Genomic DNA, 24,350 nt, shown 5'->3' on the forward strand with positions numbered 1-24,350 from the left:
GGATGTCCGGCCCTTGGTCGACAGCGTAGGCAGACCCCGCGGCGCGCAGGGTGGGAAGCGGTGACGAGCCGTTGTCGGTGCCATGCGGACGGCCCTGTAGGAAGCGGCCGATCAGGCCGGGCCCAGCATGCGACGCGCGTCGACCCAGGCGTCGAACTCGCGCGGCAGGACGCCGGCGGCAAGCGCGGCCTCGCGCAGCGTAAGCCCCTGCTCGTGGGCCCGCCGCGCGATCTTCGCCGCCCGGTCGTAGCCCAGGTGCGGCGCCAGCGCCGTCACCAGCATCAGCGAACGCGCGAGCAGCTCCTGCATGCGCGCCTCGTCGGGCTCGAGGCCGGCGATGCAGTGGTCGGCGAAGCTGGCCATGGCGTCGGCCAGCAGGCGCAGGCTGTCGAGCACGTCCAGCGCGATCAGCGGCTTGTAGACGTTCAGTTCGAGCTGCCCCTGGCTGGCAGCGAAACCGATCGCCGCGTCGTGGCCCAGCACCTGGGCGCAGACCATGGTCAGCGCCTCGACCTGGGTCGGGTTGACCTTGCCCGGCATGATCGAGCTGCCGGGCTCGTTGGCCGGCAGGCGCAGTTCGGCCAGCCCGGCACGCGGGCCGCTGCCCATCAGGCGCACGTCGCCGCCGATCTTGGCCAGGGCCACGGCCAGCGCCTTGAGCGTGCCGTGCAGCAGCACCAGCGCCTCGTGTCCGGCCATCGCCGCAAAGGCGTTGCGCGCGACGACGAAGGGTTCGGCCAGGTCCTGCGCCAGGCGCTGCGCGACCCGCTGGCCGAACTCGGGATGGGTCGTGAAGCCGGTGCCGACCGCGGTGCCGCCGATCGCCAGCGCGCAGACCGCCGGCAGCGCCTGGCGCAGCGCGGCGTCGGCCAGGCCGAGCTGGGCCTCGTAGCCGGAGAACTCCTGGCCCAGCGTGACCGGCGTGGCGTCCTGCAGATGGGTGTGGCCGACCTTGACCAGGCCGCCCCAGGCCTGCGCCCGGGCGTGGAGCAGTGCGCGCAGCCGCGTCAGCGCGTCCAGCAGCGGCCGCGCCTGCAGCGCCGCGGCCACGTGCATCGCCGTCGGGAACACGTCGTTGGACGACTGGCCCAGGTTCACGTCGTCGTTCGGGTGCACCAGCCGCCCCGGGCCGACCTCGCCGCCGAGCGTGCGCGAGGCCAGGTTGGCGAGCACCTCGTTGACGTTCATGTTCGTCTGCGTGCCCGAGCCGGTCTGCCAGACGAGGAGCGGGAAATGCTCGTCGAAGCTGCCGGCCGCGACCTCGGCCGCGGCCCGTGCGATCGCGTCGGCCTTGGCGGCGTCGAGCCGGCCAAGATCGGCGTTGACCCGCGCCGCGGCACGTTTGACGTGGGCCAGCGCGTGCACGATCTCCAGCGGCATGCGCTGCGTGCCGATGGCGAAGAAGCGCCGGCTGCGTTCGGTCTGGGCGCCCCACAGCGCGTCGGCCGGCACGTCGATGGCGCCGAAACTGTCGCGCTCCTCGCGCCGGGCGGTGCCGCCGCTGTGCATCGTCGGCGCTCAGCGGGCCGGTGCGGAGGCCGCGTCGCCCGGCACGATGGTCACCAGTTCCCGCACGATGGCGCCCTCCTCGACCGAGCCCTGCTGCGTGCCTTCGCCCAGCGCCAGGCGTTCGCACAGCGCGCGTTCGGAGGGCGCATGCACCTGGCAGCGGCGCACGGCGTTGGCGCGCCAGTCCTGCGGCGTGCTGCCGTTGCCCAGCCGTCCCTGGCGGGCCTCGGCGAGTGCGGCGCCGGCGTCGCGCAGGCAGCTGCTGCGCTCCTGGCCGCTGCGGTCGCTCATGCAGGCCGCGCGTTCACGCTGATAACGCGCCTGGGCGTCTTCGGCCGGCGGCGCGGCCAGGGCGGGAGTGCACAGCGCCGCGGCAAGCGCGAGGCCGAGATGGAAGCGGTGCATGGCGTTCCTCGTGTCGGATGGCAGGACCTTCGATCCGGGCACGCCGCGTGCCCGGGCACGTTGGGCGGCCGTCGCCGCGGGAGGCACGATGTCGAGCGAGGCAACACCGGGCCGGCGCCACCGGCTGGCGCCGCGCGCCGGCGCGAAGGGGCTGGCACGGCGCGCGGGCGCGCTGGGGCTCGCACTGCTGGCCGGCTGCGCCGCCGCCCCGGTGGCCCCGCGCCTGGACCCCGTCGTCGCCCAGGCGGCGAGCGCGCCGACGGCCGGCGCCGTGGCGCAGGAGCTGGACCTGCACGGCCGCCGCGGCCGGCTGTCGCCGGCCGAGCGCACGCGGCTGCTCGCGCGCGTCGCGGCCCAGGGCGACGGCGACCTGGTGCGCCGCCACCTGGCGGTGATGTCGGCCTTCGGCGAGGTCGACCTGCATGCGGGCAACCGCGCCCGGCTGCTGGTGGACGGGCCGGCAACCTTCGACGCGATGTTCGCCGCCATCGAGGCCGCGCGGCACAGCGTGCTGCTGGAGAGCTACATCGTCGAGGACGCCGCCGTGGCGCGCCGGCTGGCCACGCTGCTGGCGCGAAAGCGCGCCGAGGGCGTGCACGTCGCGCTGCTGTACGACGCGGTCGGCTCGCTCGGCACGCCGCCGGCGTTCTTCGACGGCCTGCGCGCCGACGGCATCGCGGTCTGCGAGTTCAACCCGCTGGCGCCTGCGGCCGGGCGCGGCGGCCTCTGGAGCATCAGCCACCGCGACCACCGCAAGATCCTCGTCGTCGACCGCGAGACCGGCTTCACCGGCGGCATCAACATCAGCGCGGTCTACTCCTCGGGCTCCTTCGGCCGCCGCGGCCGCGCCCAGGACCCCGAGGCCGGCTGGCGCGACACGCAGATCGAGCTGCGCGGCAGCGCCGCGGCGGCGCTGGAAGACCTGCTGCGCGGCAGCTGGCAGCGCCAGCGCTGTCCCGGCGAGCTGGCGCCACCGCGGCGGGTGGCCGCGGGCCCGGCGGGGGCGCAGCTGGTGCGCATCGTGCCGTCGGGGCCCGAGGAGCCCTACTCGCGCCTGTACGCACTGCTGCTCGCGGCCATCGATGCGGCGCAGCGCAGCGTGCACATGACCATCGCCTACTTCGCGCCGACGCCGGAGATGATCGACGCGCTCGCCGACGCGGCGCGCCGCGGTGTCGACGTGCAGCTGGTGCTGCCCTCGCGCAGCGACTTCCGCCCGGTGCTGCACGCCGGGCGCAGCCACTACGGCCGGCTGCTCGAGGCCGGCGTGAAGATCCACGAGCTGCAGGACGCGGTGCTGCACGCCAAGACCGCGGTCATCGACGGCGTCGTCTCGACGGTCGGGTCGAGCAACCTGGACTGGCGCAGCTTTGTGCTCAACGACGAGGTCGACGCGGTCGTCGTCGGCGCCGACTTCGGCGCCGAGATGCAAGCGCTGTTCCGCCGCGACCTCGACACCAGCCGGCCGGTCACGCTCGCGCAGTGGGCCGCCCGGCCGCTGTGGCAGCGCGCCGCCGAAGCGCTGGCGCGGATGTTCGAACGCTGGTGGTGAGGTAGTCCGGCTCCTACCGGCAGGCGCCTCCGGCACCGACAGTGCCGCGGGGCGCCCGCCGCTGCCGCGCGCGCGCCGGCGGCCGAAGAATGGCTCATCGCGGCAGCCTGCCGCCCGATGCGAGAGGAGACCCCCCGATGCTTCATTACGCACTTGCCTTCCTGGTCGTGGCGCTCATCGCCGCGGTCCTGGGCTTCGGTGGCATCGCCGCCGGCGCCGCCGGCATCGCGAAGATCCTGTTCTTCGTGTTCCTCGTCCTGGCCATCGGCGGCTTCGTGCTTAGCCTGATGCGCAAACCCTGAAGGAGCCCACGATGAACCGACACGACAATTCCGCCCGCGCCGACGAACTCTCCGCGCGCGCGCAATCGGCCTGGGAAGAAGGCCGCCGCTTCGCCAGCGAGGCGCACGATGCCCTGGACGAGGGCGCGCGCAGCGCACGCCACGAAGCCGCCGAGGCCTTCGGTCGCGCCCGCAACCAGGTCGGCGACGCCGCCCGGCGCGGCTGGGACAGCGCACGCGAACTTGGCGCCAACGTGCGCCACCGCGTCGACGTCGCCGGCGAACGCACGACGGCGACGATCAAGGAGCAGCCGGTGAAGGCGGTGCTGGTCGCCGCGGCCGCCGGCGCCCTGGTCGCGCTCTTGATCGGCGCGCTGGCCTCGCGTAGTCGCGACGGCTCGCGCCACCTGCGCTGAGACCCGCATGCACGAGGACCGAGACGCCTGGCTGGACGACGTGCGCCGCTGGTATTACGGCGGCACGCCGCCAGCCGGCGAGCAGCCACCCGGGCCGACGCCGCTTGACGCCGCCTGGGCTCGCCGCGGCGAGCCCGCCTGCGAACCCGCCCATGAACGAAAGGAAACCCGATGAACACCTCCCGACGCCCCCTTGCCGCCACCGTGATCGCCGCCGCCGTCGCGGCACTCGCCCTGAGCGCCTGCGGCCGCAACGATGACCAGACCGCCGGCGAACGCGTGGACTCCGCCACCACCGCGGCGGGCAACGCCGCCGAACGGACCGGCAACGCGGTCGAGAACGCGGCCGAACGCACCGGCGACGCCATCGGCAACGCCACCGACCGCGCCGGCGCGGCGATCGACGACGCGACGGTCACGGCGCGCGTCAACGCCGAACTGGCCAAGGACCCGGACCTCAGCGCGCTGCGCATCGACGTCGATACCGACGCCGGCAAGGTCGTGCTCAAGGGCAGCGCACCCGACGCCGCGGCGCGCGAGCGCGCCACGCAGATCGCCGCGCGTGTGGACGGCGTCAAGGGCGTCGACAACCGCCTGGAAGTGAAGAGCTGAAGACCGGCCGCCGGGCCGGCCCCGTTCAGGCGGTGGCGGGCTCGGCGGCCAGCGGCAGCCAGGCCTCGATCAGCGTGCCGTCGCCGGGCCGCGACTGGACCCGCATCGCGCCGCCCTGCGACTCGACGCGATAGCGCATGCCCATCAGCCCGTGCGCCGTGCCCCGGACGGCGTCGGGGTCGAAACCCCGGCCATCGTCGCGCACGGCGATGCGCGCGCGTTGCCCCTCGCGCGCCAGCGTGACCGTCACGCGGCGCGCGGCGGCGTACTTGGCGATGTTGGTCAGCGATTCCTGCACCAGACGGAAGACGGTGATCTGGGCGCTGTCGGCAAGCAACACGTTCTCCAGTTCGACCTGCACCGGCACTTCGGAGCGCTGCGAGAACTCGCGCGCCTGGATCTCCAGCGCCGCGACCAGGCCCAGATTGCTCAGCGAGGACGGGCGCAGGTCCTCGATGATGCGGCGCTTCAGGCCGATGCCGTCGTTGATGGTGTCGTTGAGGTGCTTGAGCCGCGCCTCGGACTCCGGCGACATGGAGCCCAGGCTGCGCTTGAGCCGCGCCGCGTCGAGCTTGGCCGCGGTCAGCAGCGCGCCGAGTTCGTCGTGCAGCTCACGCGCCAGGCGGCTGCGTTCGTCCTCGCGCGCGGTCTGCAGGTAGTTGGCCAGATCGGTCAGGTCGCGCGTGCGGCGCGCCACCTCGGTCTCCAGGTGGTCCTTCTCGGCCTGCAGGGCCAGCGCATGGCGGCGCTGCACCTCGTCGAAACTGGCGGTCTGGCGCAGGAAGAGCATCAGCGCCAGCAGGCTCAGCGCCGTCATCGCATTCACGCCGATGCGCTGCAGCCGCAGCGTCTGGTAGACGTCGGCGCGGTCGGCGCGGATCAGCTGCGACTCGTGGTCGAGCAGCTGCTGGCCCAGCGCGCGGATGCGCTCCATCTTGTCCAGACCGATGTTGGACATCAGCAGTTCATGCCAGGCCTCGTGGCGGCCTTCGTCGTACAGCCGCACCGCGGTCGCGAGGTCGGACAGGCGCTGCTCCACGGTGGCCGATATGGACAGCATCAGCTCGGTGGCCTGCGGGTCATCGGCGAAGTACGAGCCCAGCCGCGCGACGGTATCGGGCACCGAGGCGACGGCCCTCTCGTACGGGTCCAGATACTCGCGGCGGCCGGTGAGCAGGTAGCCGCGTTCGCCGGTCTCGGCGTCGACGAGCGCCCCGCGCAGCGTCTGCAGCTCCACCCGGGCGCTGCCGCGCGTGCCCAGCTTGTCGAGCGAGGCCACCGAATCGCGGTAGGCGAGTTCGTTGATGAAGAAGATCACCAGCGCCGCCAGCGCCGCCAGCGGCAGCGCCAGCACGCTGCGGCGCAGACGCGAGACCAGACCGAAACGCATCGACATCCTCCCGCGCCGCCGTGGCGCCTTTCGTGTTCTAAGCGCTGCGGCGCAGCCCCTGGTGTCCCCAGGTACAGCGCGATCAGTTCAGCGTGCCGGGCACGGTGGCGCCACCGCCTTCGGCCAGGCGCAGACAGTAGCTGATCAGCTCGTCGAGTTCGTTGGACTTGTCGAACACGCGGTGGGCGCCGAGCGCCTGGCACTTCTCGCGCATGTCCGGCGTGGCGTAGTTGGTCAGCACGACCCGGCGCCCGCGCACGCCCGACTGCGCCGCCTGGCGCAGCACGCCCAGGCCCGAGCCGGACTTCAGGAAGATGTCGATGATCAGCAGGTCGCAGTCCTCGGGGCGGGCGCGCAGCCAGTGCACCGCACTCGACTCGTCGGCGGCGGTGCCGACGACCTTCACCGGGGCGAGTTCCTCGAGCGTCGCCACGAGGCTCTCGAGGATGATGGGGCTGTCTTCGACGATGAAGGCGTTGACGTCAGGCATGGCTGGCCGGCAGCACGGGGCTGCCGCGGGGTCGGGGACGGGGGCACCGGGGCGCTCGGGCTCCAGTGTGGTGGACGGCGCGGGGGATGACCATCACCACGCGCCGTCATCGGACGTCGGACGCGTCCTACGTCACTGGGGCTGGGCACCCGCCGGGGACCCCGGGTTCTGCAGGTCCTGGGCGCCGAACGGCGCCACCGGGGCCGGCGGCGGGGCGGCCTGCGCGGCGGCATCGACGGCGGCCTGACGTTCGTATTCGGCGCGCAGCTCCTGGCCCTTGGCCTCTGCGTACCGTTCACGCGCCATCAGCGTGCGCTGCGTGTCGCCGACGTCGCCGTCGGGCGTCAGCGCGCCGGCTTCGCGGGTCTCGCGGAAATCGTCGCGCACTTCGGCGCGTGACACCGGCGCGCCGGCATCGGGCCCGCCCGTGCCGGCCTGGGCGAATGCGGGGATCGTCAGCGCCCCGAGCGCGGCGGCGGCGGCAACGGCGGCGAAGTGTCGGGTTCGGTTCATCTCGTGCTCCTTTGAAGGCGTCCCACGCGGGGACCATGGCAGCGAGCATCGCCGGGGCAGCGGCCGCCGTCTGTCGGCGCGCGGACCGGTGCCCTGTCGGCCGACTCCGACCGTCGCGCCGGCCGCCACGCCGCGTCTCCGCTTGTCCTACAGGCGCCTGCGCGACACGCCGATACGGCGGCCACCGCCGTGGCGCGACAGTCTGCAGGCCACCGGGAGCCACCATGAACCGCCACCCCCTCCATCTGCGCACGACGACGCCCTGGCTGCTGTGGGGCGCGGCCCTGGCGCTCGCACTGCTCGCGGCCTACGTGCATCTGCTGACCTCGGCGGTCGAACGCGCCGCGGCGCAGCGCCCGGCGGGTTCCGGCAGCCCGGGCACGCCGCCAGGGCAGGCCCAGGCACTGCCAGCGCCGATCCCCGACTCGCACCTCGCCTTCATCGTCGTGCCCTGAACACCCGGCGGCCCCAGACCGCTTGATGTCGCTCAAAGTCGGCCGCCAGGACCGGCGAAGAATGGCCCGCGGGTCCATCCTCGGAGGAGCGACATGCTGCAGATCCGACTGCACGGGCGCGGCGGCCAGGGCACGGTGACGGCAGCGGAGATGCTGTCGCTCGCGGCCTTCGAGCAGGGCCGCCACGCCCAGGCCTTCCCCAGCTTCGGCTCCGAGCGCACCGGCGCGCCGGTGGTCGCGTTCTGCCGCATCGCCGGGCGCGAGATCCGCTCGCGCGAGCCGGTGATGGCGCCCGACGTGCTCGTCGTGCAGGACCCGACGCTGCTGCACCAGGTCGACGTCTTCCAGGGCCTGAAGCCCGACGGCTGGGTGCTGATCAACTCCGGCCGCGGCCTCGCCGAGCTGGGCCTGGCCGAGCTGGCCGCGCGGCTGCCGCCGGGCCACGCCGCCACCGTGCCGGCCAGCGAGATCGCGCTGGCGCGCCTGGGCCGCCCGCTGCCCAACGCCGCGCTGCTGGGCGGGCTGGCGGCGCTGGCCGGCATCGTGTCGCTGGAGGCTGTGGCGCAGGCGATCCGCGACACCTTCTCCGGCCGCGTGGCCGACGCCAACATCCTCGCCGCCGCCGACGCCCACGCCTGGGTGCTGGAGCACGCGGCCCCCGCCGCGCCGCGGCCCGAGACCGAAGGAGCCGCGCCGTGCTGAAGCAGATCGAAGGCTCGCGCGCCGTCGCGCAGGCGGTGGCGCTGGCCCGCCCCGAGGTCATCTGCGCCTACCCGATCTCGCCGCAGACGCACATCGTCGAGGGCCTGGGCGAGCTGGTGAAGGACGGCAGCCTCGCACCTTGCGAGTTCGTCAACGTCGAGAGCGAGTTCGCGGCGATGAGCGTGGCCATCGGCGCCAGCGCCGCCGGCGCACGCAGCTACACCGCCACCGCCAGCCAGGGCCTGCTGTTCATGGCCGAGGCGGTCTACAACGCCTCGGGCCTGGGGCTGCCGATCGTGATGACGGTGGCCAACCGCGCGATCGGCGCGCCGATCAACATCTGGAACGACCACAGCGACTCGATGAGCCAGCGCGACTGCGGCTGGATCCAGCTCTTCGCCGAGACCAACCAGGAAGCGGCCGACCTGCACCTGCAGGCCTTCAAGCTCGGCGAGGAGCTGTCGATGCCGGTGATGGTCTGCATGGACGGCTTCATCCTGACCCACGCCGTCGAGCGCGTGGACCTGCCGACGCAGGCCGAGGTCGACGCCTTCCTGCCGCCCTACGAGCCGCGCCAGGTGCTGGACCCGGCCGAGCCGGTGTCGATCGGCGCGATGGTCGGCCCCGAGGCCTTCATGGAGGTGCGCTACATCGCCCACGCCAAGCAGACGATGGCGCTGGGCCGCATCCCGCAGATCGCGGCCGAGTTCCAGGCGCGTTTCGGCCGCGACTCGGGCGGGCTGGTGCGCGGCTACCGGCTCGACGGCGCGAAGACCGTCGTCGTCGCGCTCGGTTCGGTGCTGGGCACGCTGAAGGACGCGGTCGACGTGCTGCGCGACGACGGCGTGGCGGTCGGCGTGCTCGGCATCGGCTCGTTCCGGCCCTTCCCGCTGGCCGCGGTGCGCGCCGCGCTCGAAGGCGCCGAGCGGGTCGTCGTGCTCGAAAAGAGCTTCTCGGTCGGCCTGGGCGGCGTCGTCTCCACCGACGTGCGCCTGGCGCTGTCGGGGCTCGTCCTGCACGGCCACACGGTGGTCGCCGGGCTGGGCGGACGCGCGATCACGCAGGCCTCGCTGGAGCGCATGCTGCGCGATGCGGTGGCCGGCAGGCTCGGGCCGATCACCTTCCTCGACCTGGACTGGCGCATCGTCGAGCGCCAGCTGGCGCGCGAAGCCGCGGTGCGCCGCAGCGGCCCGATCGCCGAGAACCTGCTGCGCGACCTCGGTCACGCCGGACCGGACAGGAGCTGAACATGGACGAGCCCGTCAAGTTCTACCAGACCGGCACCTTCACCGTCGGCAACCGCCTGCTGCCGAAGGAGCAGCGCACCGTGCAGGCCTCGCGCCAGCGCGGCAACGCGCTGAACTCGGGCCACCGCGCCTGCCAGGGTTGCGGCGAGGCGCTGGGCGCACGCTACGTCGTCGACGCCGCGATGCGCGCTGCCGCCGGCCAGCTGATCGCGGCCAACGCCACCGGCTGCCTGGAAGTCTTCTCCACGCCCTACCCCGAGACCTCGTGGCAGCTGCCGTGGGTGCACTCGCTGTTCGGCAACGCCGCCGCGGTCGGCACCGGCATCGCCGCGGCCCTGAAGGTCAAGGGCCGCCAGGACGTGCGCGTCATCGCCCAGGGCGGCGACGGCGGCACCACCGACATCGGCTTCGGCTGCCTGTCCGGGATGTTCGAGCGCAACGACGACGTGCTCTACGTCTGCTACGACAACCAGGGCTACATGAACACCGGCGTGCAGCGCAGCTCGGCGACGCCGCCGGGCGCACGCACCGCGACGACGATGGCCGTCGGCCCCGAGCCCGGCGCGCCCTTCGGCCAGGGCAAGAACCTGCCGCTGATCGCGATGGCCCACGCCATTCCCTACGTCGCCACCGCGACGGTGGCCGACCTGCACGACCTGGAAGCCAAGGTCGAGCGCGCGATGGCGCTGCACGGCGCACGCTATCTGCACGTGCTGGTGCCCTGCCCGCTGGGCTGGGGTGCGGCCAGCCACGACACGGTGCGCCTGGCACGGCTGGCCAAGGAGAGCGGCCTCTTCCCGGTGTTCGAGGCCGAACACGGCGAGGTGACGGCGGTCTCGAAGATCCGCCGCCGCGTGCCGGCGGCCGAGTACCTGCGGCTGCAGAAACGTTTCGCCCACCTGTTCGGCGAGCCCGGCCACCCCGAGATGCTGGCCGCGATCCAGGACAGCGCCGACCGCAACGTGCGCCGCTTCGCGCTGGAGGACTGAGCATGGACAAGCCCTTCGCGATCACGCTGGACCCGGGCTCCTCGCTGGCCAACAAGACCGGCAGCTGGCGCAGCGAACGCCCGGTCTACACCGACCGGCTGCCGCCCTGCAACGCCACCTGCCCGGCCGGCGAGGATATCCAGGGCTGGCTGTTCCGCGCCGAGAGCGGCGACTACGAAGCCGCCTGGCGCCACCTGGTGCGCGACAACCCGCTGCCGGCGGTGATGGGCCGGGTCTGCTATCACGGCTGCGAGGCGGCCTGCAACCGCGGCAAGCTCGACGAGGCGGTGGGCATCAACTCGGTGGAGCGTTTCCTCGGCGACGAGGCGATCCGCCGCAGCTGGGCCTTCGATGCGCCGGCGGCCGAGACCGGCCAGCGTGTGCTCGTCGTCGGCGCCGGGCCTTCGGGGCTGTCGGCGGCCTACCACCTGCGCCGGATGGGCCACGCGGTCACCGTCGCCGAGGCCGGCACGGCCGCCGGCGGCATGATGCGCTACGGCATCCCGAAGTACCGGCTGCCGCGCGAGGTGCTGGACGCCGAGGTGGCGCGCATCGTCGCGCTCGGTGTCGAGCTGCAACTGGGCACCCGCGTCGACCGCATCGCCGAGGCGATGCAGGCCGGCGGCTACGACGCCGCCTTCCTCGCCGTCGGCGCGCAGATCGCCAAGCGCGCCTTCATCCCGGCTGGCGACTCGGCGCGCATCCTCGACGCGGTGGCCGTGCTGCGTTCGATGGAAGACGGCGAGCCGCCCTTCCTGGGCCGGCGCGTCGCCGTGTACGGCGGCGGCAACACCGCGCTGGACGTCGCGCGCACCGCCAAACGCCTGGGCGCGACCGAGGCCGTCATCGTCTACCGCCGCACGCGCGAACGCATGCCGGCGCACGACCTGGAAGTCGAGGAAGCGCTGGAAGAAGGCGTGCAGGTGAAGTGGCTGTCCACCGTCGCCCACGCCGAGGCCGGCACGCTGACGATCGAGAAGATGCGCCTGGACGAACACGGCAAGCCGCAGCCGACCGGCGAGTACGAGACGCTGGAAGCCGACTCGCTGGTGCTGGCGCTGGGCCAGGACGTGGACCTGGCGCTGCTCGACGGCGTGCCCGGACTGGACGTGCGCGACGGCGTCGTGCAGGTCGACCCGGCGACGATGATGACCGGCCACCCGGGCCTGTTCGCCGGCGGCGACATGGTGCCGGCCGAACGCAACGTGACGGTCGCCGTCGGCCACGGCAAACGCGCCGCGCGCCACATCGACGCCTGGCTGCGCGGCACGGTGCTGGAGCCGGCGGCCAAACACGGCCCGGCGCTGTTCGAGCGCCTGAACCCCTGGTACTACAGCGACGCGCCGAAGACCGAACGCGAGCAGCTCGAACTCGCCCGCCGCACCGACGGCTTCGACGAGGTGCAGCACGGCCTGACCGAGGCCAACGCGCTGTTCGAGGCGCGGCGCTGCCTCAGCTGCGGCAACTGCCTGCAGTGCGACAACTGCTATGGCGTCTGCCCCGACAACGCGGTGAAGAAGCCCGCGCCGGGGCGCTACGCGGTCGACTACGACTACTGCAAGGGCTGCGGCCTGTGCGCCGTCGAGTGTCCCTGCGGCGCGATCGACATGGTGGCCGAAAGTACCTGAGGCAGCGCCCGCAGCGGCGCCAGGAGGCGTCGGCCGCGGCCGCCGTAACGGCGGCGCGCTGACGCATCCCGTTACCTTTGTTCCCTACGCTCGCGGATGTCGCGTCAAGCGGCATGGCGGTTCAATGCCTTCATCACTCCGATGGAGACCGCATGGACCCGGAAGCGACCGCGATCGTCGCCGCACTGCGCAGCCTGCAGGACGACACCGGGCAGCCGCTCGCCCGCCGCGCGGCGCTGATGCGCCTGGCCGACGCGCTGGAGTTCCTGGCGGCGACGCTGGCGCTGCCGCCGCAGGAAGGGCCCGGCGCCCATCCCGCCCAGGCGGCGCAGCGCGAGTGCAGCCGCGCCTGGCAGGCGCTGCAGGGCACGCTGGCGCCGCCGCTGCCATCGCCGCTGCAGCAGCACGTGGCCGCGTGGCTGGCCGCCGCCGCCCCGGCCGCGGCGGTGCTGGCCGGACACGGCCGCGGCGCCGTGCCGACGAAACGCTCGGCGCCGCGGTCAGCTCCGCCGCCGGTGACCGCGGCGCCGCCGAAGACCGCCTACGCCGCCCCGGCGCCGGCCTTCGAGCTGCCCGAGGCGGCGGCCGACCTGGCAGCGCCGCCGCCGGCGCCGCCCGAGACCACGGTGCCGATGGACGACGCCCGCTTCGGCGCCAGCGCGCCGGCGGTCGTGCCGCCCGGCCGCGAGTTCGTCGCCGAGTTCGTCGCCTACCCCGCCGGGGCGCAGGAGCAGGCGCGGGCGCTGCTGTCGCGGCCGCATGCGACGCTGGAGGTCGGCGCCGCCACGCCGCTGCAGCGTGGCACGCGCCTGGACGTCGAAGTTCGCGGCAGCGCCTTCGTGCCCGCCGACGGCGAGAGCGCGCGCCAGTCCTTCGTCTGGCAGGGCACGCCGGTCAAGCTGGCCTGGGCGCTGCAGGCCGCGGCCGGCAGCAGCGGCGAGTCGCTGCTGCGCCTGGACGTCGCGATCGACGGCATCGTCGTCGCCCGCGTGCGCCTGCCGATCGAGGTCGCCGCCGCCGCGCCGGCCGCCGCGCCGCCGGTGCGGGCCGAGGAGGCGGTGATCGCGCGGCGGGCCTTCGCGTCCTACGCCTCGGCCGACCGGCTGCGCGTGCTCGACCGCGTCGCGTCGATCCGGCTGGCCGCCGGCATCCGCGTCTTCCTCGACTGCCACGACCTGCACCCGGGCAAGGCCTGGCAGCCGCAGCTCGAGCGCGAGATCGACGCCAGCGAGCTGTTCCTGCTGTTCTGGTCGGCGGCGGCGGCCCAGTCGGGCTGGGTGCGCTGGGAGTACGAGCGCGCGATCGAGCGCCTGGGCGAGCAGTGCCTGCAGATCCACCCGCTGGACAACGGCGTGGCGCCGCCGCGCGCGCTGGCGCACCTGCACATGGCCGATGCCTACATGGGCCTGCGTCGTGAAGAGCAGTTGCGCGCCGCGGCCGCGCAGAACTGAAGGAGCGACGATGGACGGCACCGACGACGGCCTGCTGACGCTGCGCGTGCGCGCCGACGCACTCGACGACCTGCCCTTCGGCGTGCTGCGCCTGGGGCTGGACGGGCGCATCCGCGGCGTCAACCGCGAAGCGGCGCGCCTCGCCGGCCCCGAACTGGAGCCTGGTGCGATGCTGCGTGCGCTGCCCTTCGACGCCGACAGCGCCGCCCGGCTGGACAGCGAGATCCATCGCCGCCACCACGCGCAGCGCGCGAGCGCCTATGCGCTGACGCTGCAGCGGGTGGACCTGGGCCCCGGCGTGCGCGTGCACCTGAAGGTCGTCGGCCTGCCCGAGTACGACGCCTGCGGCGCGCTGGCCGGCTCGCTGGGTTTCATCGAGGACTGCACGCTGGAGCGCGCCGGCCTGGCGATCCACGCAGCCATCGGCGCCGCCGACGACTGCGAGCAGCTGCTGGATTCACTGGCCGACCAGCTCGGCGAGGTGATGCACCTGGACGCGATGCTGGTCAGCATGATCAGCGAGGACCGCAGCGCCGTGCGTCTGCTGCACTCGCGCCCGGCCGGGGCGGTGTCGCGGACCTGGGGCTGGTGGCCGATGCCCGAGCTGGTGCGCGTGGACCTGGACCAGCTCGCTTCGCCGCGCATCGACGCCGTCGCCGAGCTGTTCGCGCGCGAGCCTTATGCCGCGCTGGCACGCGATGACGAGGCGACACGCCGGTTCATCGCCGACGGCTGGCGCCACATGCTGCGCCGGCCGGTATGGCGTGACGGCGCGCTGGCGGCGGTGCTGACGCTGCTGCGCCGCGAGGACCGCGCGTTCGGCGCCGCCGATGCCGCCCGCCTGGAGCGCCTGCCCGTCGGCGAAGCGGTCAACGTGGCGCTGGCGCTGGACCGGCAGCGCGCGCTCGAGTTCGAGCTGGATCTGATCGACAACATGAGCCAGGCCGCGGGCAACCTGTCGGACGTCGCCCGGCTGCTGGTCGACGGCCTGCGCCGCACACGCGGCTGGGACCACGTCTCGCTGTTTCGCGTCGACCACGACGAAGGCGTGGTGTCGCTGGTGCACCAGTCGGCCGAGGCGGGGGCGGCGCTGCCGCCCGACTACCGCCAGGCGCTGGGCAGCGGCGTGCTCGGCGAGGTCGCGCTGTGGGGGCGTGCGGTACGGCTGGGCGACGTCGGGACGGCTGCGCGCGACGAGTCCGGCGTGCGCGGCACGGTCTCGGCGATGTGCCTGCCGGTGCCGGGCGAGCCGGTGCGCTGGATCCTGAACCTCGAGTCCTCCAAGTCGCACGCGTTCGCCCAGGCCGAGCAGCACTCGATCGAACGCACGCTGAAGGTGGCCGGGCTGATCCTGGGCCGCTCGTGGGCGCTGGAGTTCAACAGCGCGGTGCTGGACACGGTCGCCGACGCGGTGATCCAGACCACCGCGGGCGGCGAGATCCAGGCGGTGAACCCGGCCTGCGAGGCGCTGCTCGGCTGCGCGCGCGGCACGCTGCTGGGGCGCGGGCTGGCCACGCTGATCAGCGCGCCAGGCCCCGAGCCCGACCCGCCGGGCTACGCCGAACGCCTGGTCGCGATGCCGCGGCTGCTGTCCAGCGAAGTCGAGCTGCGGGCCGCCGATGGCGGCCACGTGCCGGTGCTGCTGTCCGGCGCGTCGCTGCCGGCGCAGATCGGCGGCAAGGTCTACGTCGCCAGCGACCTGCGTTTTCGCCGCGAGGCGCAGCGCATGGACGCGCTGCGCCACGTCTACGCCCAGGTGGCCAACGAGATCCGCGTGCCGCTGTCGCTGGCCAGCACCTACCTGCGCAGCCAGGCGGCCGAAGGGGGCCACGGGGCCGACGTGCTGGACAAGTCGCTGCGCCAGCTGGTGCGCGCCGACCTCTCGCTCGAACGCGTCGCGCGGCTGGCATTGACACCCGAGAACGGCGAGCTGCCGCTGCGTGTCGTCAGCCTGGACCAGCTCGCCGCGCAGCTGCACGACGACCTGCCGCTGCGCCAGCAGCAGACGGTGCAGGTGCTGCCCGACCCGCTGGCGCCGCCGGTGCTGGCGGCCCCGCCCGAACTCGCGTTCTGCGCCTCCAGCCTGCTCGCGTTCCTGCTGCGCATGCGCGCCCAGGACGACCGCATCCGCATCCGCGTGGACGCCAGCCACGCCCAGCCGCGGCTGTGTTTCGAGCTCGCCGACGAACACGGTGAGCCGAGCCCGACCCGGCTCGTGCCGCGCAGCGACGACGAACGCGAGTTCGCGCTCGCCGAGGGTGTCGTGCGCACGCTGATGCGGCGCATGCGCGGCCAGCTCGTGCTGCAGCAGCACGCCGGGCTCTCGATCGCGTTGCGGCTGAGCGCCGCCGAAGGAGCCTGAGGTGCTGTGGCAGCTGATCGTCCACCACGACGAGGACATGCGCGAGATGCTCGAAGACGGCGTGCGCGCCGCCTTCGCCACGCTGGGCCTGCCCGCGCGCCCGGTCGACAAGAGCAACATCGAACGCGCCGGCCGGTCGCTGGACGACCACGGGCTGGACACCTGCAGCCTGGTCGTCGTCGGTTCGAGCACGCCCGCCGACTCGGCATCGAGCATCGGTCTGACCGGCCGCGAGCCGACGATGCAGTTCATCCGCCAGCTCAAGGGCTTCTGGCAGCAGCTGCCGGTGGTCGTGATCTCCAACGCCCCGGACGAACGCCTCGCCGGCTTCCTCGAGGCCTACGACCGCACCGCGCTGCTGGCGGCCGACGCCCGCCTGGCCGAGACGCTGCGCGAGGCCGTGCGCAGCCTGGTCGGCGGCCAGCCCCGGCTCAGTTCGGCCTGCGTGCGGCTGCACATCCACCTGCGCGACCGGCGCAGCGCGAGCTGGGAGATGCTGCGCACCGGCGGCGCCAAGCTGCGCACCTTCCGCGCCAGCGGCACACTGGCCATCGACAGCCGCAAGCTCGACGACATCCTCGACGAGTCGGCGCGGCTGGACGCCGAGGTCTCGCTGGACAGCTTCCGGCCGCGCTCGTTCGCGCGCCTGTCGCGCGATCTGTCGGACCTGCTGTTCAGCGGTGCGGCCGACAACGCCGACTGCTGGAGCAAGTTCAGCCGCCAGCGTGACGAGGCCGGCGGCATGGGCCACATGCGCGTGCGCGTCACGCTCGACGACGAGATGCACACGCTGATGCTCGAGGCGCTTCGCGACCCCAGCTCCGCCAGCCTGGCCGACTGCTGGATCCTGAACGCGCCGATGTACCGCCACGCGATGCCGCGCGGCAACGAGCCGCTGTTCCGCGACGCCGAGAGCCGCAACGGGCCGATCAACGCGCTCGTCGTGCAGGCCGACCCCGAGCCGGGCAACATCCCGCTGGGCGAGGATCGCGTGCTGGCGTTCGAGGGCCTGCCGCACGCCGCGCGGGAGGCCGCCGAACTCGAGGCGCTGCTGCAGCGCCACGCCGGTGGCAGCGTTCGCCGGCTCGACCTCGGCGACGCCGACCCGGCGCCGCCGGCCGAGCGGCTGCTGAAGGTGCTGCTCGACGAGGCGCCGCCTCAGGGCTGGCAGCTCGTGCACTTCTGCGGCCACGCGTTCACCGCGCGCCCGCTGGGCGCATGCCTCGTGCTGCGCGCCGACCGCGGCGGCGCGTTGCCGGTCCACCGGCTGGCGAGCGCCCTGGCGCGCACGCAGTTCCTGTTCCTCAACGCCTGCCACAGCACCCGCGATCCGAGCGTCCTGCGTGCGCTCGAGCAGCAGGTGCCGGCGCTGCTGGGCTATCAGTGGAAGGTGCGCGACGAGCGCGCGTTCAACTTCGCGCGCCTGTTCTACCGGGCGCTGTTCGAACGCGGCGCGCCGTCGTACCGCTACCTGGAATACGCGTTCATGCGGGCCCGGCGCCTGGCCTACGAGGAGGCGGTGAACGAGGCCCAGACTCGGCTGCTGGCCGACGGGGGCGACTCCGCCACCGAGATCGAGGACGCGATGCGCGACCACTCCTGGATCTCGCCGGTGCTCGTCATGCAGATGGACTGAGCACCCCCTTGTTCAGGGGGTCGCTCGACATCGATTCGAAGCCCGACGCCGTGGGAAGCGGCCGCCTGCCGGGCGGCGGCGGGCGGCGAAAGACGCTGCGCACCCGGCGTCAGGACGCCTGGCGCGGCCGGCAGACCTGAGCACTTTGTCATAGATCAGTCTCGCGACACATTCAGCGTTGCGGGGGTGTCACGGCATGTTGACGCCCCCACCCTGTCAGCGTAGCGTTACACATGTCGGTAGGGAGAAATCCGAGGGCTACAGAAGCCAACCCACGTGCGGGTCGAGCACGGAAACTGGTCCATGTCTCTGAAGGAGAAACGCAATGGCAGATGATGCAAACAAGGTTTGGCCGTCCGGCCTGACCACGGCTGAGGCCGAAGAGCTGCAAAAGGGTCTGGTTGATGGCACCCGTGTTTTCGGTGTTATCGCCGTTCTGGCACACATCCTGGCGTATGCCTATACGCCGTGGCTCCACTAAGTCACTAGCAGGAACTAAAAAATGAACCAAGGCAAAGTCTGGCGCGTCGTTAAGCCGACCGTTGGTGTTCCCGTTTACCTGGGCGCCGTGGCCGTCACGGCCCTGATCCTGCACGGCGGCCTGCTGGCCAAGACCGACTGGTTCGGTGCCTACTGGAACGGTGGCAAGAAGGCTGCTGCGGCTGCCGCCGCCGTCGCCCCGGCCCCGGTCGCGGCCCCGCAGGCTCCGGCGCAGTAAATAGCGTCTGTCAGCGTATGTCCGGCATGGGGCTGGGGTTCGCGGACCCCGGCCCCATGTAGTTTCAAGGGCGGTGCAGTGCCTCTGGCTTCTGTGAAAAGGCGCCGCCACAAGACCCGGACACGTCCGAACCGCTGACGCGGCGGACGAACTTCTCCCCACCCAATGCCCTCGGTAGCGCCGGCCTCGTGCCGGCGCTTCTGTTTCCGGGCCTCGGACGAGCTGGACGCGATGGCGCCTCGTCCGGCGGCACGACACGACGGCCGCCCGGCATCACGGGCACCCGGTCGAGCGACCAGCCAACGCCCTGGCGCACGAGGCCACGCGCCGGTGCCGGCACCCGCCACCGATCGGCCGGCAGGCAAGCCCGCCGACGCCCCGCCCGAAGCCCAAGCCCCCCAAGCAAAACGCCCCGCACGAAGCGGGGCGCCGGGTCGTCGAGCGCTGCGGCCGGCGCCGCAGTCTTCAGGCCGGCACGCGCCGCGCCTGGCGGCCGATCAGCGGCACCATCGCCGCGATCGTGCCCAGCAGCAGGGCCAGCTCCAGCAGGTAGACGAAGACGTAGCCGGTGGCCGGGATCGAGAACCAGTGCGTCCACGGGTGCCAGGTCACGAGCGCCTGAACGACGTCACGCAGGATGCCGCCCGCCGCCATCGCCAGGCCCGCGGCCGTGGCCTGCACGGCGCCCCAGGCGCCCAGCGCGAGGCCGGCCTGGTTCGGCGGCGCGAGGTTCATCGTCGCCGTCAGCGTGCCGTGCCCGAACAGGCCGCCGCCGAAGCCGATCAGCGCCACGCCGGTGGCGAAGACGAAGGGCGAGTTCATCGGTGCGGCGATGATGACGAAGATGAAGGCCGGGATGCCGACCAGCGCGCCCCAGCAGGCCATGCGGAACGGGTCCATGCCGCGGCTCAGCACCTTGGACGCCAGGCCGAAACCGAACAGCCCCCCCAGCGCCAGCGTCGCCGTCAGCTTGGTCGTGTCGCCAACCGTCAGCGCCAGCACCTCGCCGCCATAGGGTTCGAGCAGCACGTCCTCCATCGTGAAGGCCGCCGTGCCCAGGCCGATCGTCAGCAGCCGGCGCACGACCTGGTTGCCGTTGTCGACGAAGTGACGCCAGGCCTCGAGGAAGGACGGATCGTCGTTGCGCGGCTGCGCTCCGCGGCGCGGGTGCCGGCTCTCCTGCTTCCACAGCGCGATGACGTTGAGGATCATCGTCGTCAGCGCCGCGCCCTGGATCACCTGGATCAGCTTGGCCGGCGTGAAGTCGGCCAGCAGCCAGCCGAAGAAGAAGGCGCTGACGATGGTGCCGACCAGCAGCATCACGTACATCAGGCCGACGACTTTCGGCCGCGCTTCGGGCTCGGCGAGGTCGGTGGCCAGCGCCAGGCCCACCGTCTGGACGGTGTGCATGCCGGCACCGACGAGCAGAAAGGCGATGGCCGCGCCGAGCTGGCCGACCCAGGTGGGCAACTGGCCCGACTCGCCGCCGCCGGACAGCACCAGCAGCGCGAACGGCATCATCGCGAAGCCGCCGAACTGCAGCATCGTGCCCTTCCAGATGTAGGGCACGCGGCGCCAGCCCAGCGCCGACTGGTGGTTGTCGGACTTGAAGCCGATCAGCGCCCGGAACGGCGCGAACAGCAGCGGCAGCGCGACCATCACCGCGACGATCGTCGCCGGCACGCCGAGCTCGACGATCATCACCCGGTTGAGCGTGCCGACGAGCAGCGTCACCGCCATGCCGACCGTGATCTGGAACAGCGACAGCCGCAGCAGCCGCGACAGCGGCAGCTCGGGCGTCGCCGCGTCGGCGAAGGGCAGGTAGCGGGTGCCGAACCCCGTCCAGACCTGCATCAGTTTGCGGCCAATCGTGCTCATCGGGTGACATGCTCCGCCGGCAGGTGGCCGGCATGGACAAACGTCGGAACCTAACCCGGAAGCCGGCTGTCGAGCCTGCTTTTTGTCAAATCCGAACGGTGCCGCCACGCACCGCGATGACGCCGGTCAGGATCCGCCACCCGGCGCACGACGCCCGGCGGGCACAAGGCTTGCCGTACGGGGCCGTCCCGTGCCTGCGAGATCTCCCCCTGTCGACCCCGCCCCCATCCGACGCCGCCTCCGCGCCCCGCCCTGCCGCCTGGCGATTCGTCGTCAACGCCGCGTCGGGCCGCCACGACCGCGAGCAGACGCGACAGCGCGTGGAGGCGGCGCTGCAGGCCGCGGGACAGGCGGGCACGATCGAGTTCGCGCCGCCGGGCCGGCTCGCCGCGGTCTGTGATGCGGCCGCGGCCGCCTGCAGACAGGACGGCGGCACGCTGGTGGCCGTCGGCGGCGACGGCACGCTGAACGCGGTCGCGCACGCCGCCTGGCAGGCCGGCTGCACGCTGGGCGTCGTGCCGCAGGGCACCTTCAATTACTTCGCGCGCAGCCACCGCATCCCGACCGACCCCGACGCCGCCCTGGCGGCACTGTTCGGCGCCCGGCCGACGCCGGTGCAGGTCGGGCGCGTCAACGGCCACGTCTTCCTCGTCAACGCCAGCCTGGGGCTGTATCCGGACCTGCTGGAAGACCGCGAAGCCTGGAAGTCGCGCCTGGGCCGCAGCCGCCTGGTGGCCGCGGGGGCGGCGCTGGCGACCTTGCTGGGCGAGCATCGCCGCCTGCGGCTGGCCGTGGAGTTCGCCGGCAAGACACGGGTGGTGCGCACGCAGACGCTGTTCGTCGGCAACAACCGCCTGCAGTTCGAGCAGGTCGGGCTGCCGCAGGCGGGTGCGGTCGAAGAGGGGCGCATCGGCGCGGTCATGCTCAGACCGATCGGCAGCTGGCGCATGCTCGGGCTGCTGCTGCGCGGCGCGTTCGGCCGGCTCGGCGACGCCGACACCGTGGAGTCCTTCTCTTTCGAGCGCATGGTCGTTCGCCCCTGGCTGCGCTCCGGCACGCAGATCAAGCTGGCCTACGACGGCGAGGTGCTGCGCGTGAGACCGCCCGTGGTCTTCGAGGTCGCGCCGCGGCCGCTGATGCTGCTGCTGCCGGAGGCCCCGCGGCAAGACGAGGGCTGAACCGATGAGCGTGCTGCTGCACCTCTCGGACCCTCACTTCGGCACCGAACTCGCGCCGGTCGTCGAGGCGCTGGTGGACTTCACGCGCAGCCTGCGGCCCGATCTCGTCGTGCTGTCGGGCGACATCACGCAGCGTGCACGGCGCCCGCAGTTCGCCGCGGCACGGCGTTTCGTCGACCGGCTGGCCCGTCCCTGGCTGGCGGTGCCGGGCAATCACGACATCGCGCTGTTCGATCCCGTCGCGCGGCTGCTGCGTCCCTACGCGGCGCACCTGCACGCCTTCGGGCCCGGGCTCGAACCCGAGCACGACGGTGACGACTGCCTGGTGCTCGGCCTGAACACCACCCGCGTATACCGCCACAAGAACGGGGAAGTCTCGGCGCAGCAGATCGACCGTGTCGCCGCGCGGCTGCAGCAGGCGAGCGCCGCGCAGCTGCGCGTGGTCGTGGTGCACCAGCCGGTGGCGGTGCTGCGCGACGAGGACCGGCCCAACCTGCTGCGCGGCCACGAACACGCGCTGCGCCGCTGGGCCGCGGCGGGCTGCGACCTCGTGCTCGGCGGCCACATCCACCTGCCCTACGTCGTGCCGCTGCGCGGGCTGGGCCGGCCGCTGTGGGCGGTGCAGGCCGGCACCGCGGTGTCGGCACGCGTGCGCGACGGCGTGCCCAACTCGGTCAACGTGCTGCGCTGGGGCGGCGTGCGCGGCACGCCTTGCCTGATCGAACGCTGGGACTTCAGCGGCGGCCGCGGCTTCGTGCGCCGCAGCGTCACCGAAGCGCGCACCGACCGCTGATCAGGCGACGACGACGCCGCCGCCGCGGCGCTTGGCTTCGTAGCAGGCGGCGTCGGCGGCCGCGAGCCACTGCTCGGCACTGCGGGCCGCGGGGCCGAGTTCGGCCAGGCCCAGGCTCGCACCCAGGCGCAGGGCCTGGCCGTCCCAGTCCAGCGCGATGGCGGCGATGGCCTGCTCGACCTTGCCCGCCACCGCCAGGCCCTGGCGCACGTCGCAATGCGGCAGCAGCAGCGCGAACTCGTCGCCGCCGATGCGCGCGGCGGCGTCGCTGCTGCGCACGCTGTCGGCGATCGCCGCCGCGACACGCTGCAGCATCGCGTCGCCGGCGGCATGGCCGGCGGCGTCGTTGATCGGCTTGAAACGGTCGAGGTCGATCATCACCAGCGTTGCCGGGCGCGGTTCGCTGCCGGCGGCGGCGCGCGCCTGCAGCACCTGCTGCAACGCGATGGCGAAACCGTCGCGGTTGAGCAGCCCGGTCAGCGGGTCGTGACGCGCGGCGTGTTCCAGCCGCTCGCGGGCGTCGACCTGGCCGCTGATGTCGTACATGCACCAGATCGTGCCCGCCGACGGATCCGCCGCGTCGACGGGGCGCGCGCGCAGCCGGCTCCAGAACGCCGGCCCTTCGCGACCGACCAGACGCCACTCGCCTTCGTAGACCTCGCCGCGGGCGAAGGCCTCGGCGGACTCGCGGCGCATCGTCTCGTCGTCGACCGCGCTGGCGAAGATGAGCGCGGTGTCCCGGCCCACGAGCTGCGTCTCGTCGCGGCCCAGCAGGCGGCAGACCTCGGCGCTGACCAGTTCGAGGCGGCCGTCGCGCTCGAAGGCCAGCCCGACCGGCGAGGCCGCCAGCACCGAGCCCAGGCGCCGCAGCACCACCGCACGCGCCTGCTCGGCGCGCATGCGCTCGGCGACGACCTGGCGCAGCGTCTGGGCCAGACGCCCGATCTCGCCGTCGGCGTCGGGCCAGCCGGCGCGCTCGTCACCGGCGAGCAGGCGCGCGGCGCGGCGCTGCAGCCGGTCCAGCGGCCGCAGCTGGCGGGCCAGGAACCACACCATCAGCGCCGACATCACCAGCGAGAACGCCGCGCCCAGCTCGAGCGCCTCGATGCGGGCCTCGCGCAGCGGCTCCTTGAGCAGCCTGCGCGGCACGACGCGCCAGACCTGCCAGCCCGTCTCGGGCTCGCCGGCCATCGCCACGACCTCGTCGGCGCCAGACCAGGCGCCGGCCTGCGCCGAATGCGGCCGCCCGGCCCGCACCCAGCGTGCGTACGCCGCCGACAGCCGCGGCTCGCTGGCCACCGGCTGCAGCACGCGGCCGTGGTCCGGATGGGAGACGATGCGGCCGTCGGCGGCGGTGATGACGGTGAACTCATCGCCGTCCTCGGCGCCGTCCGTCGTCGTGTCCAGGTCGGCGGCCAGGCCGCCGGTGTCCAGCGGGACCGAGCCGAACAGCACCCCGTAGACCTCGCCGTCGCCGGCTATCAGCGGCTGCGCGAAGACCACCACCGGCTGGGCGCTCAGCAGCCCGACCGTCGGGCTGGAGATCTCGGGCAGGCGCGTCTGCAGGACACGCCGGAACGTCGGCTTGGCGCCCAGCGAAGGCTGCGGCCCGACCACGCCGTCGTGCTTCATCGCGATCAAGGCCCGGCCCCGGGCATCGGCGACCACGATCCCGCCGAACGACGAACGGAACGCAGCCTGGGCCTGGAAGAAGTCGTGCAGACGGCGCTCGTCGGCCAGCAGTGCCTTCGTCAGCAGCGGTGCGGTCGCCGACAGCGCACGCTGCGCCGTGCGCACGCGTCGGCTGACGACATCGGCGCTGCGCTGCACCTCCACCTGCTGCTGCCGTTCGACGGACGCCTCGATGGATTGTTCGGCCACGCGCACCATCTGCGTCAGCGTCAGCGCGATGGCCGCGAACAGCATCAGCGTCGAGCCGACGGCCAGCCGTGCCTTCAAGGTCGGCAGCCAGCGCGCGAGCGGACCCGGACGGCGCGAAAGCGCCGTCTGCCCGTCCGTGCTCACCGGATGTTCCGCCGAATCCCGCACCTGCTTCCTCGTGGCCTCGCCTGCGCCTTCGCCGCGCCGGCACGGCGCACGCACGAGCACGATTCTGCGGACATCGGCGGCCGCACCGGCGCCGAA

General features: G+C 73.2%; 24 protein-coding genes. 17 read left to right on the forward strand and 7 right to left on the reverse strand.

What is annotated here, in order from left to right; translation table 11 throughout:
- Positions 1 to 111: 111 nt before the first annotated feature.
- Positions 112 to 1,509: a class II fumarate hydratase gene (gene fumC / locus EV684_RS05135; RefSeq protein WP_132645123.1), complete on the reverse strand. Its 1,398-nt coding sequence runs from the start codon at positions 1,507 to 1,509 to the stop codon at positions 112 to 114.
- A gap of 9 nt (positions 1,510 to 1,518) precedes the next feature.
- Complete coding sequence (locus EV684_RS05140) at positions 1,519 to 1,914, reverse strand: hypothetical protein (protein WP_132645124.1); 396 nt, start codon at positions 1,912 to 1,914, stop codon at positions 1,519 to 1,521.
- Positions 1,915 to 2,002: 88 nt separating this feature from the next.
- On the opposite strand from EV684_RS05140, the gene EV684_RS05145 reads away from it, so the two are divergent.
- The 5 genes from EV684_RS05145 (at position 2,003) to EV684_RS24570 (ending at position 4,775) form a co-directional block, all read left to right on the forward strand.
- A complete protein-coding gene (locus EV684_RS05145) occupies positions 2,003 to 3,466 on the forward strand; it encodes a phospholipase D-like domain-containing protein (protein ID WP_132645125.1) in 1,464 nt (487 codons plus the stop codon).
- Positions 3,467 to 3,603: 137 nt separating this feature from the next.
- Complete coding sequence (locus EV684_RS05150) at positions 3,604 to 3,768, forward strand: DUF1328 domain-containing protein (protein WP_132645126.1); 165 nt, start codon at positions 3,604 to 3,606, stop codon at positions 3,766 to 3,768.
- A gap of 11 nt (positions 3,769 to 3,779) precedes the next feature.
- The gene (locus EV684_RS05155; protein WP_132645127.1) at positions 3,780 to 4,163 is read left to right on the forward strand and encodes a hypothetical protein; all 384 of its coding nucleotides are present in this window, start codon (positions 3,780 to 3,782) and stop codon (positions 4,161 to 4,163) included.
- A 7-nt stretch (positions 4,164 to 4,170) separates the two neighbouring features.
- Positions 4,171 to 4,338: a hypothetical protein gene (locus EV684_RS23940; protein ID WP_165908402.1), complete on the forward strand. Its 168-nt coding sequence runs from the start codon at positions 4,171 to 4,173 to the stop codon at positions 4,336 to 4,338.
- A complete protein-coding gene (locus tag EV684_RS24570; protein ID WP_132645128.1) occupies positions 4,335 to 4,775 on the forward strand; it encodes a BON domain-containing protein in 441 nt (146 codons plus the stop codon). The genes EV684_RS23940 and EV684_RS24570 overlap by 4 nt, the downstream gene beginning before the upstream one ends.
- A gap of 25 nt (positions 4,776 to 4,800) precedes the next feature.
- Here the strand turns inward: EV684_RS24570 and EV684_RS05165 are convergent, their stop codons facing one another.
- The 3 genes from EV684_RS05165 to EV684_RS05175 all read right to left on the reverse strand — a co-directional run bounded on the left by EV684_RS05165 (position 4,801) and on the right by EV684_RS05175 (position 7,168).
- On the reverse strand, positions 4,801 to 6,165 hold the full coding sequence (locus tag EV684_RS05165; protein ID WP_132645129.1) for a CHASE3 domain-containing protein: 1,365 nt from the start codon (positions 6,163 to 6,165) through the stop codon (positions 4,801 to 4,803).
- An 82-nt stretch (positions 6,166 to 6,247) separates the two neighbouring features.
- Positions 6,248 to 6,655, reverse strand: a complete 408-nt coding sequence (locus EV684_RS05170) for a response regulator transcription factor (protein WP_132645130.1) — start codon at positions 6,653 to 6,655, stop codon at positions 6,248 to 6,250.
- Between the two features lie 132 nt (positions 6,656 to 6,787).
- Entirely contained in the window at positions 6,788 to 7,168 is a 381-nt protein-coding gene (locus tag EV684_RS05175) for a DUF4148 domain-containing protein (protein WP_132645131.1), read from the reverse strand.
- 224 nt (positions 7,169 to 7,392) lie between these two features.
- On the opposite strand from EV684_RS05175, the gene EV684_RS05180 reads away from it, so the two are divergent.
- From EV684_RS05180 to EV684_RS05225, 10 genes are all read left to right on the forward strand, one after another.
- Positions 7,393 to 7,623 (forward strand): hypothetical protein, encoded by a 231-nt coding sequence (locus tag EV684_RS05180; protein ID WP_132645132.1) that lies wholly within the window; start codon positions 7,393 to 7,395, stop codon positions 7,621 to 7,623.
- 93 nt (positions 7,624 to 7,716) lie between these two features.
- Complete coding sequence (locus tag EV684_RS05185) at positions 7,717 to 8,325, forward strand: 2-oxoacid:acceptor oxidoreductase family protein (RefSeq protein WP_132645133.1); 609 nt, start codon at positions 7,717 to 7,719, stop codon at positions 8,323 to 8,325.
- Positions 8,319 to 9,572 carry a transketolase C-terminal domain-containing protein gene (locus EV684_RS05190; RefSeq protein WP_132645134.1) on the forward strand — a complete coding sequence of 418 codons (1,254 nt, stop codon included), beginning with the start codon at positions 8,319 to 8,321 and terminating at the stop codon, positions 9,570 to 9,572. The genes EV684_RS05185 and EV684_RS05190 overlap by 7 nt, the downstream gene beginning before the upstream one ends.
- A 2-nt stretch (positions 9,573 to 9,574) precedes the next feature.
- Positions 9,575 to 10,561: a thiamine pyrophosphate-dependent enzyme gene (locus EV684_RS05195; RefSeq protein ID WP_132645135.1), complete on the forward strand. Its 987-nt coding sequence runs from the start codon at positions 9,575 to 9,577 to the stop codon at positions 10,559 to 10,561.
- Between the two features lie 2 nt (positions 10,562 to 10,563).
- Positions 10,564 to 12,189: an NAD(P)-binding protein gene (locus EV684_RS05200; protein ID WP_132645136.1), complete on the forward strand. Its 1,626-nt coding sequence runs from the start codon at positions 10,564 to 10,566 to the stop codon at positions 12,187 to 12,189.
- 152 nt (positions 12,190 to 12,341) lie between these two features.
- Positions 12,342 to 13,640, forward strand: a complete 1,299-nt coding sequence (locus EV684_RS05205) for a toll/interleukin-1 receptor domain-containing protein (RefSeq protein ID WP_132645137.1) — start codon at positions 12,342 to 12,344, stop codon at positions 13,638 to 13,640.
- A 10-nt stretch (positions 13,641 to 13,650) separates the two neighbouring features.
- On the forward strand, positions 13,651 to 16,002 hold the full coding sequence (locus tag EV684_RS05210; RefSeq protein ID WP_132645138.1) for a PAS domain S-box protein: 2,352 nt from the start codon (positions 13,651 to 13,653) through the stop codon (positions 16,000 to 16,002).
- Position 16,003: 1 nt separating this feature from the next.
- Entirely contained in the window at positions 16,004 to 17,638 is a 1,635-nt protein-coding gene (locus EV684_RS05215) for a CHAT domain-containing protein (RefSeq protein WP_132645139.1), read from the forward strand.
- 325 nt (positions 17,639 to 17,963) lie between these two features.
- Positions 17,964 to 18,119, forward strand: a complete 156-nt coding sequence (gene pufB, locus EV684_RS05220) for a light-harvesting antenna LH1, beta subunit (protein ID WP_009859092.1) — start codon at positions 17,964 to 17,966, stop codon at positions 18,117 to 18,119.
- 21 nt (positions 18,120 to 18,140) lie between these two features.
- Positions 18,141 to 18,356, forward strand: coding sequence for a light-harvesting protein (locus EV684_RS05225; protein WP_132645140.1), 216 nt, complete (start codon positions 18,141 to 18,143; stop codon positions 18,354 to 18,356).
- 465 nt (positions 18,357 to 18,821) lie between these two features.
- On the opposite strand, the gene EV684_RS05230 is transcribed toward EV684_RS05225, so the two are convergent.
- Positions 18,822 to 20,234 carry a PucC family protein gene (locus tag EV684_RS05230; protein WP_132645141.1) on the reverse strand — a complete coding sequence of 471 codons (1,413 nt, stop codon included), beginning with the start codon at positions 20,232 to 20,234 and terminating at the stop codon, positions 18,822 to 18,824.
- A 170-nt stretch (positions 20,235 to 20,404) separates the two neighbouring features.
- Here EV684_RS05230 and EV684_RS05235 point away from each other — a divergent pair, with 170 nt between their 5' ends.
- Together EV684_RS05235 and EV684_RS05240 are read left to right on the forward strand one after the other, a co-directional pair.
- Positions 20,405 to 21,412, forward strand: a complete 1,008-nt coding sequence (locus EV684_RS05235) for a diacylglycerol/lipid kinase family protein (protein WP_375138624.1) — start codon at positions 20,405 to 20,407, stop codon at positions 21,410 to 21,412.
- Between the two features lie 4 nt (positions 21,413 to 21,416).
- Positions 21,417 to 22,205 (forward strand): metallophosphoesterase family protein, encoded by a 789-nt coding sequence (locus tag EV684_RS05240; protein WP_132645142.1) that lies wholly within the window; start codon positions 21,417 to 21,419, stop codon positions 22,203 to 22,205.
- On the opposite strand, the gene EV684_RS05245 is transcribed toward EV684_RS05240, so the two are convergent.
- Positions 22,206 to 24,230: a sensor domain-containing diguanylate cyclase gene (locus EV684_RS05245; protein ID WP_243651051.1), complete on the reverse strand. Its 2,025-nt coding sequence runs from the start codon at positions 24,228 to 24,230 to the stop codon at positions 22,206 to 22,208. It abuts the gene before it with no gap.
- Positions 24,231 to 24,350 lie beyond the last annotated feature (120 nt).

The organism is Rubrivivax gelatinosus (genome assembly GCF_004340905.1).
GTDB lineage: Bacteria > Pseudomonadota > Gammaproteobacteria > Burkholderiales > Burkholderiaceae_C > Rubrivivax > Rubrivivax gelatinosus.

Bases quoted from the DNA above. Each gene is read 5' to 3' on its own strand.
- fumC (WP_132645123.1), bottom strand. From the start codon at position 1,509: ATGCACAGCGGCGGCACCGCCCGGCGCGAGGAGCGCGACAGTTTCGGC.
- EV684_RS05140 (WP_132645124.1), bottom strand. From the start codon at position 1,914: ATGCACCGCTTCCATCTCGGCCTCGCGCTTGCCGCGGCGCTGTGCACT.
- EV684_RS05145 (WP_132645125.1), top strand. From the start codon at position 2,003: ATGTCGAGCGAGGCAACACCGGGCCGGCGCCACCGGCTGGCGCCGCGC.
- EV684_RS05150 (WP_132645126.1), top strand. From the start codon at position 3,604: ATGCTTCATTACGCACTTGCCTTCCTGGTCGTGGCGCTCATCGCCGCG.
- EV684_RS05155 (WP_132645127.1), top strand. From the start codon at position 3,780: ATGAACCGACACGACAATTCCGCCCGCGCCGACGAACTCTCCGCGCGC.
- EV684_RS23940 (WP_165908402.1), top strand. From the start codon at position 4,171: ATGCACGAGGACCGAGACGCCTGGCTGGACGACGTGCGCCGCTGGTAT.
- EV684_RS24570 (WP_132645128.1), top strand. From the start codon at position 4,335: ATGAACACCTCCCGACGCCCCCTTGCCGCCACCGTGATCGCCGCCGCC.
- EV684_RS05165 (WP_132645129.1), bottom strand. From the start codon at position 6,165: ATGCGTTTCGGTCTGGTCTCGCGTCTGCGCCGCAGCGTGCTGGCGCTG.
- EV684_RS05170 (WP_132645130.1), bottom strand. From the start codon at position 6,655: ATGCCTGACGTCAACGCCTTCATCGTCGAAGACAGCCCCATCATCCTC.
- EV684_RS05175 (WP_132645131.1), bottom strand. From the start codon at position 7,168: ATGAACCGAACCCGACACTTCGCCGCCGTTGCCGCCGCCGCCGCGCTC.
- EV684_RS05180 (WP_132645132.1), top strand. From the start codon at position 7,393: ATGAACCGCCACCCCCTCCATCTGCGCACGACGACGCCCTGGCTGCTG.
- EV684_RS05185 (WP_132645133.1), top strand. From the start codon at position 7,717: ATGCTGCAGATCCGACTGCACGGGCGCGGCGGCCAGGGCACGGTGACG.
- EV684_RS05195 (WP_132645135.1), top strand. From the start codon at position 9,575: ATGGACGAGCCCGTCAAGTTCTACCAGACCGGCACCTTCACCGTCGGC.
- EV684_RS05200 (WP_132645136.1), top strand. From the start codon at position 10,564: ATGGACAAGCCCTTCGCGATCACGCTGGACCCGGGCTCCTCGCTGGCC.
- EV684_RS05205 (WP_132645137.1), top strand. From the start codon at position 12,342: ATGGACCCGGAAGCGACCGCGATCGTCGCCGCACTGCGCAGCCTGCAG.
- EV684_RS05210 (WP_132645138.1), top strand. From the start codon at position 13,651: ATGGACGGCACCGACGACGGCCTGCTGACGCTGCGCGTGCGCGCCGAC.
- pufB (WP_009859092.1), top strand. From the start codon at position 17,964: ATGGCAGATGATGCAAACAAGGTTTGGCCGTCCGGCCTGACCACGGCT.
- EV684_RS05225 (WP_132645140.1), top strand. From the start codon at position 18,141: ATGAACCAAGGCAAAGTCTGGCGCGTCGTTAAGCCGACCGTTGGTGTT.
- EV684_RS05230 (WP_132645141.1), bottom strand. From the start codon at position 20,234: ATGAGCACGATTGGCCGCAAACTGATGCAGGTCTGGACGGGGTTCGGC.
- EV684_RS05240 (WP_132645142.1), top strand. From the start codon at position 21,417: ATGAGCGTGCTGCTGCACCTCTCGGACCCTCACTTCGGCACCGAACTC.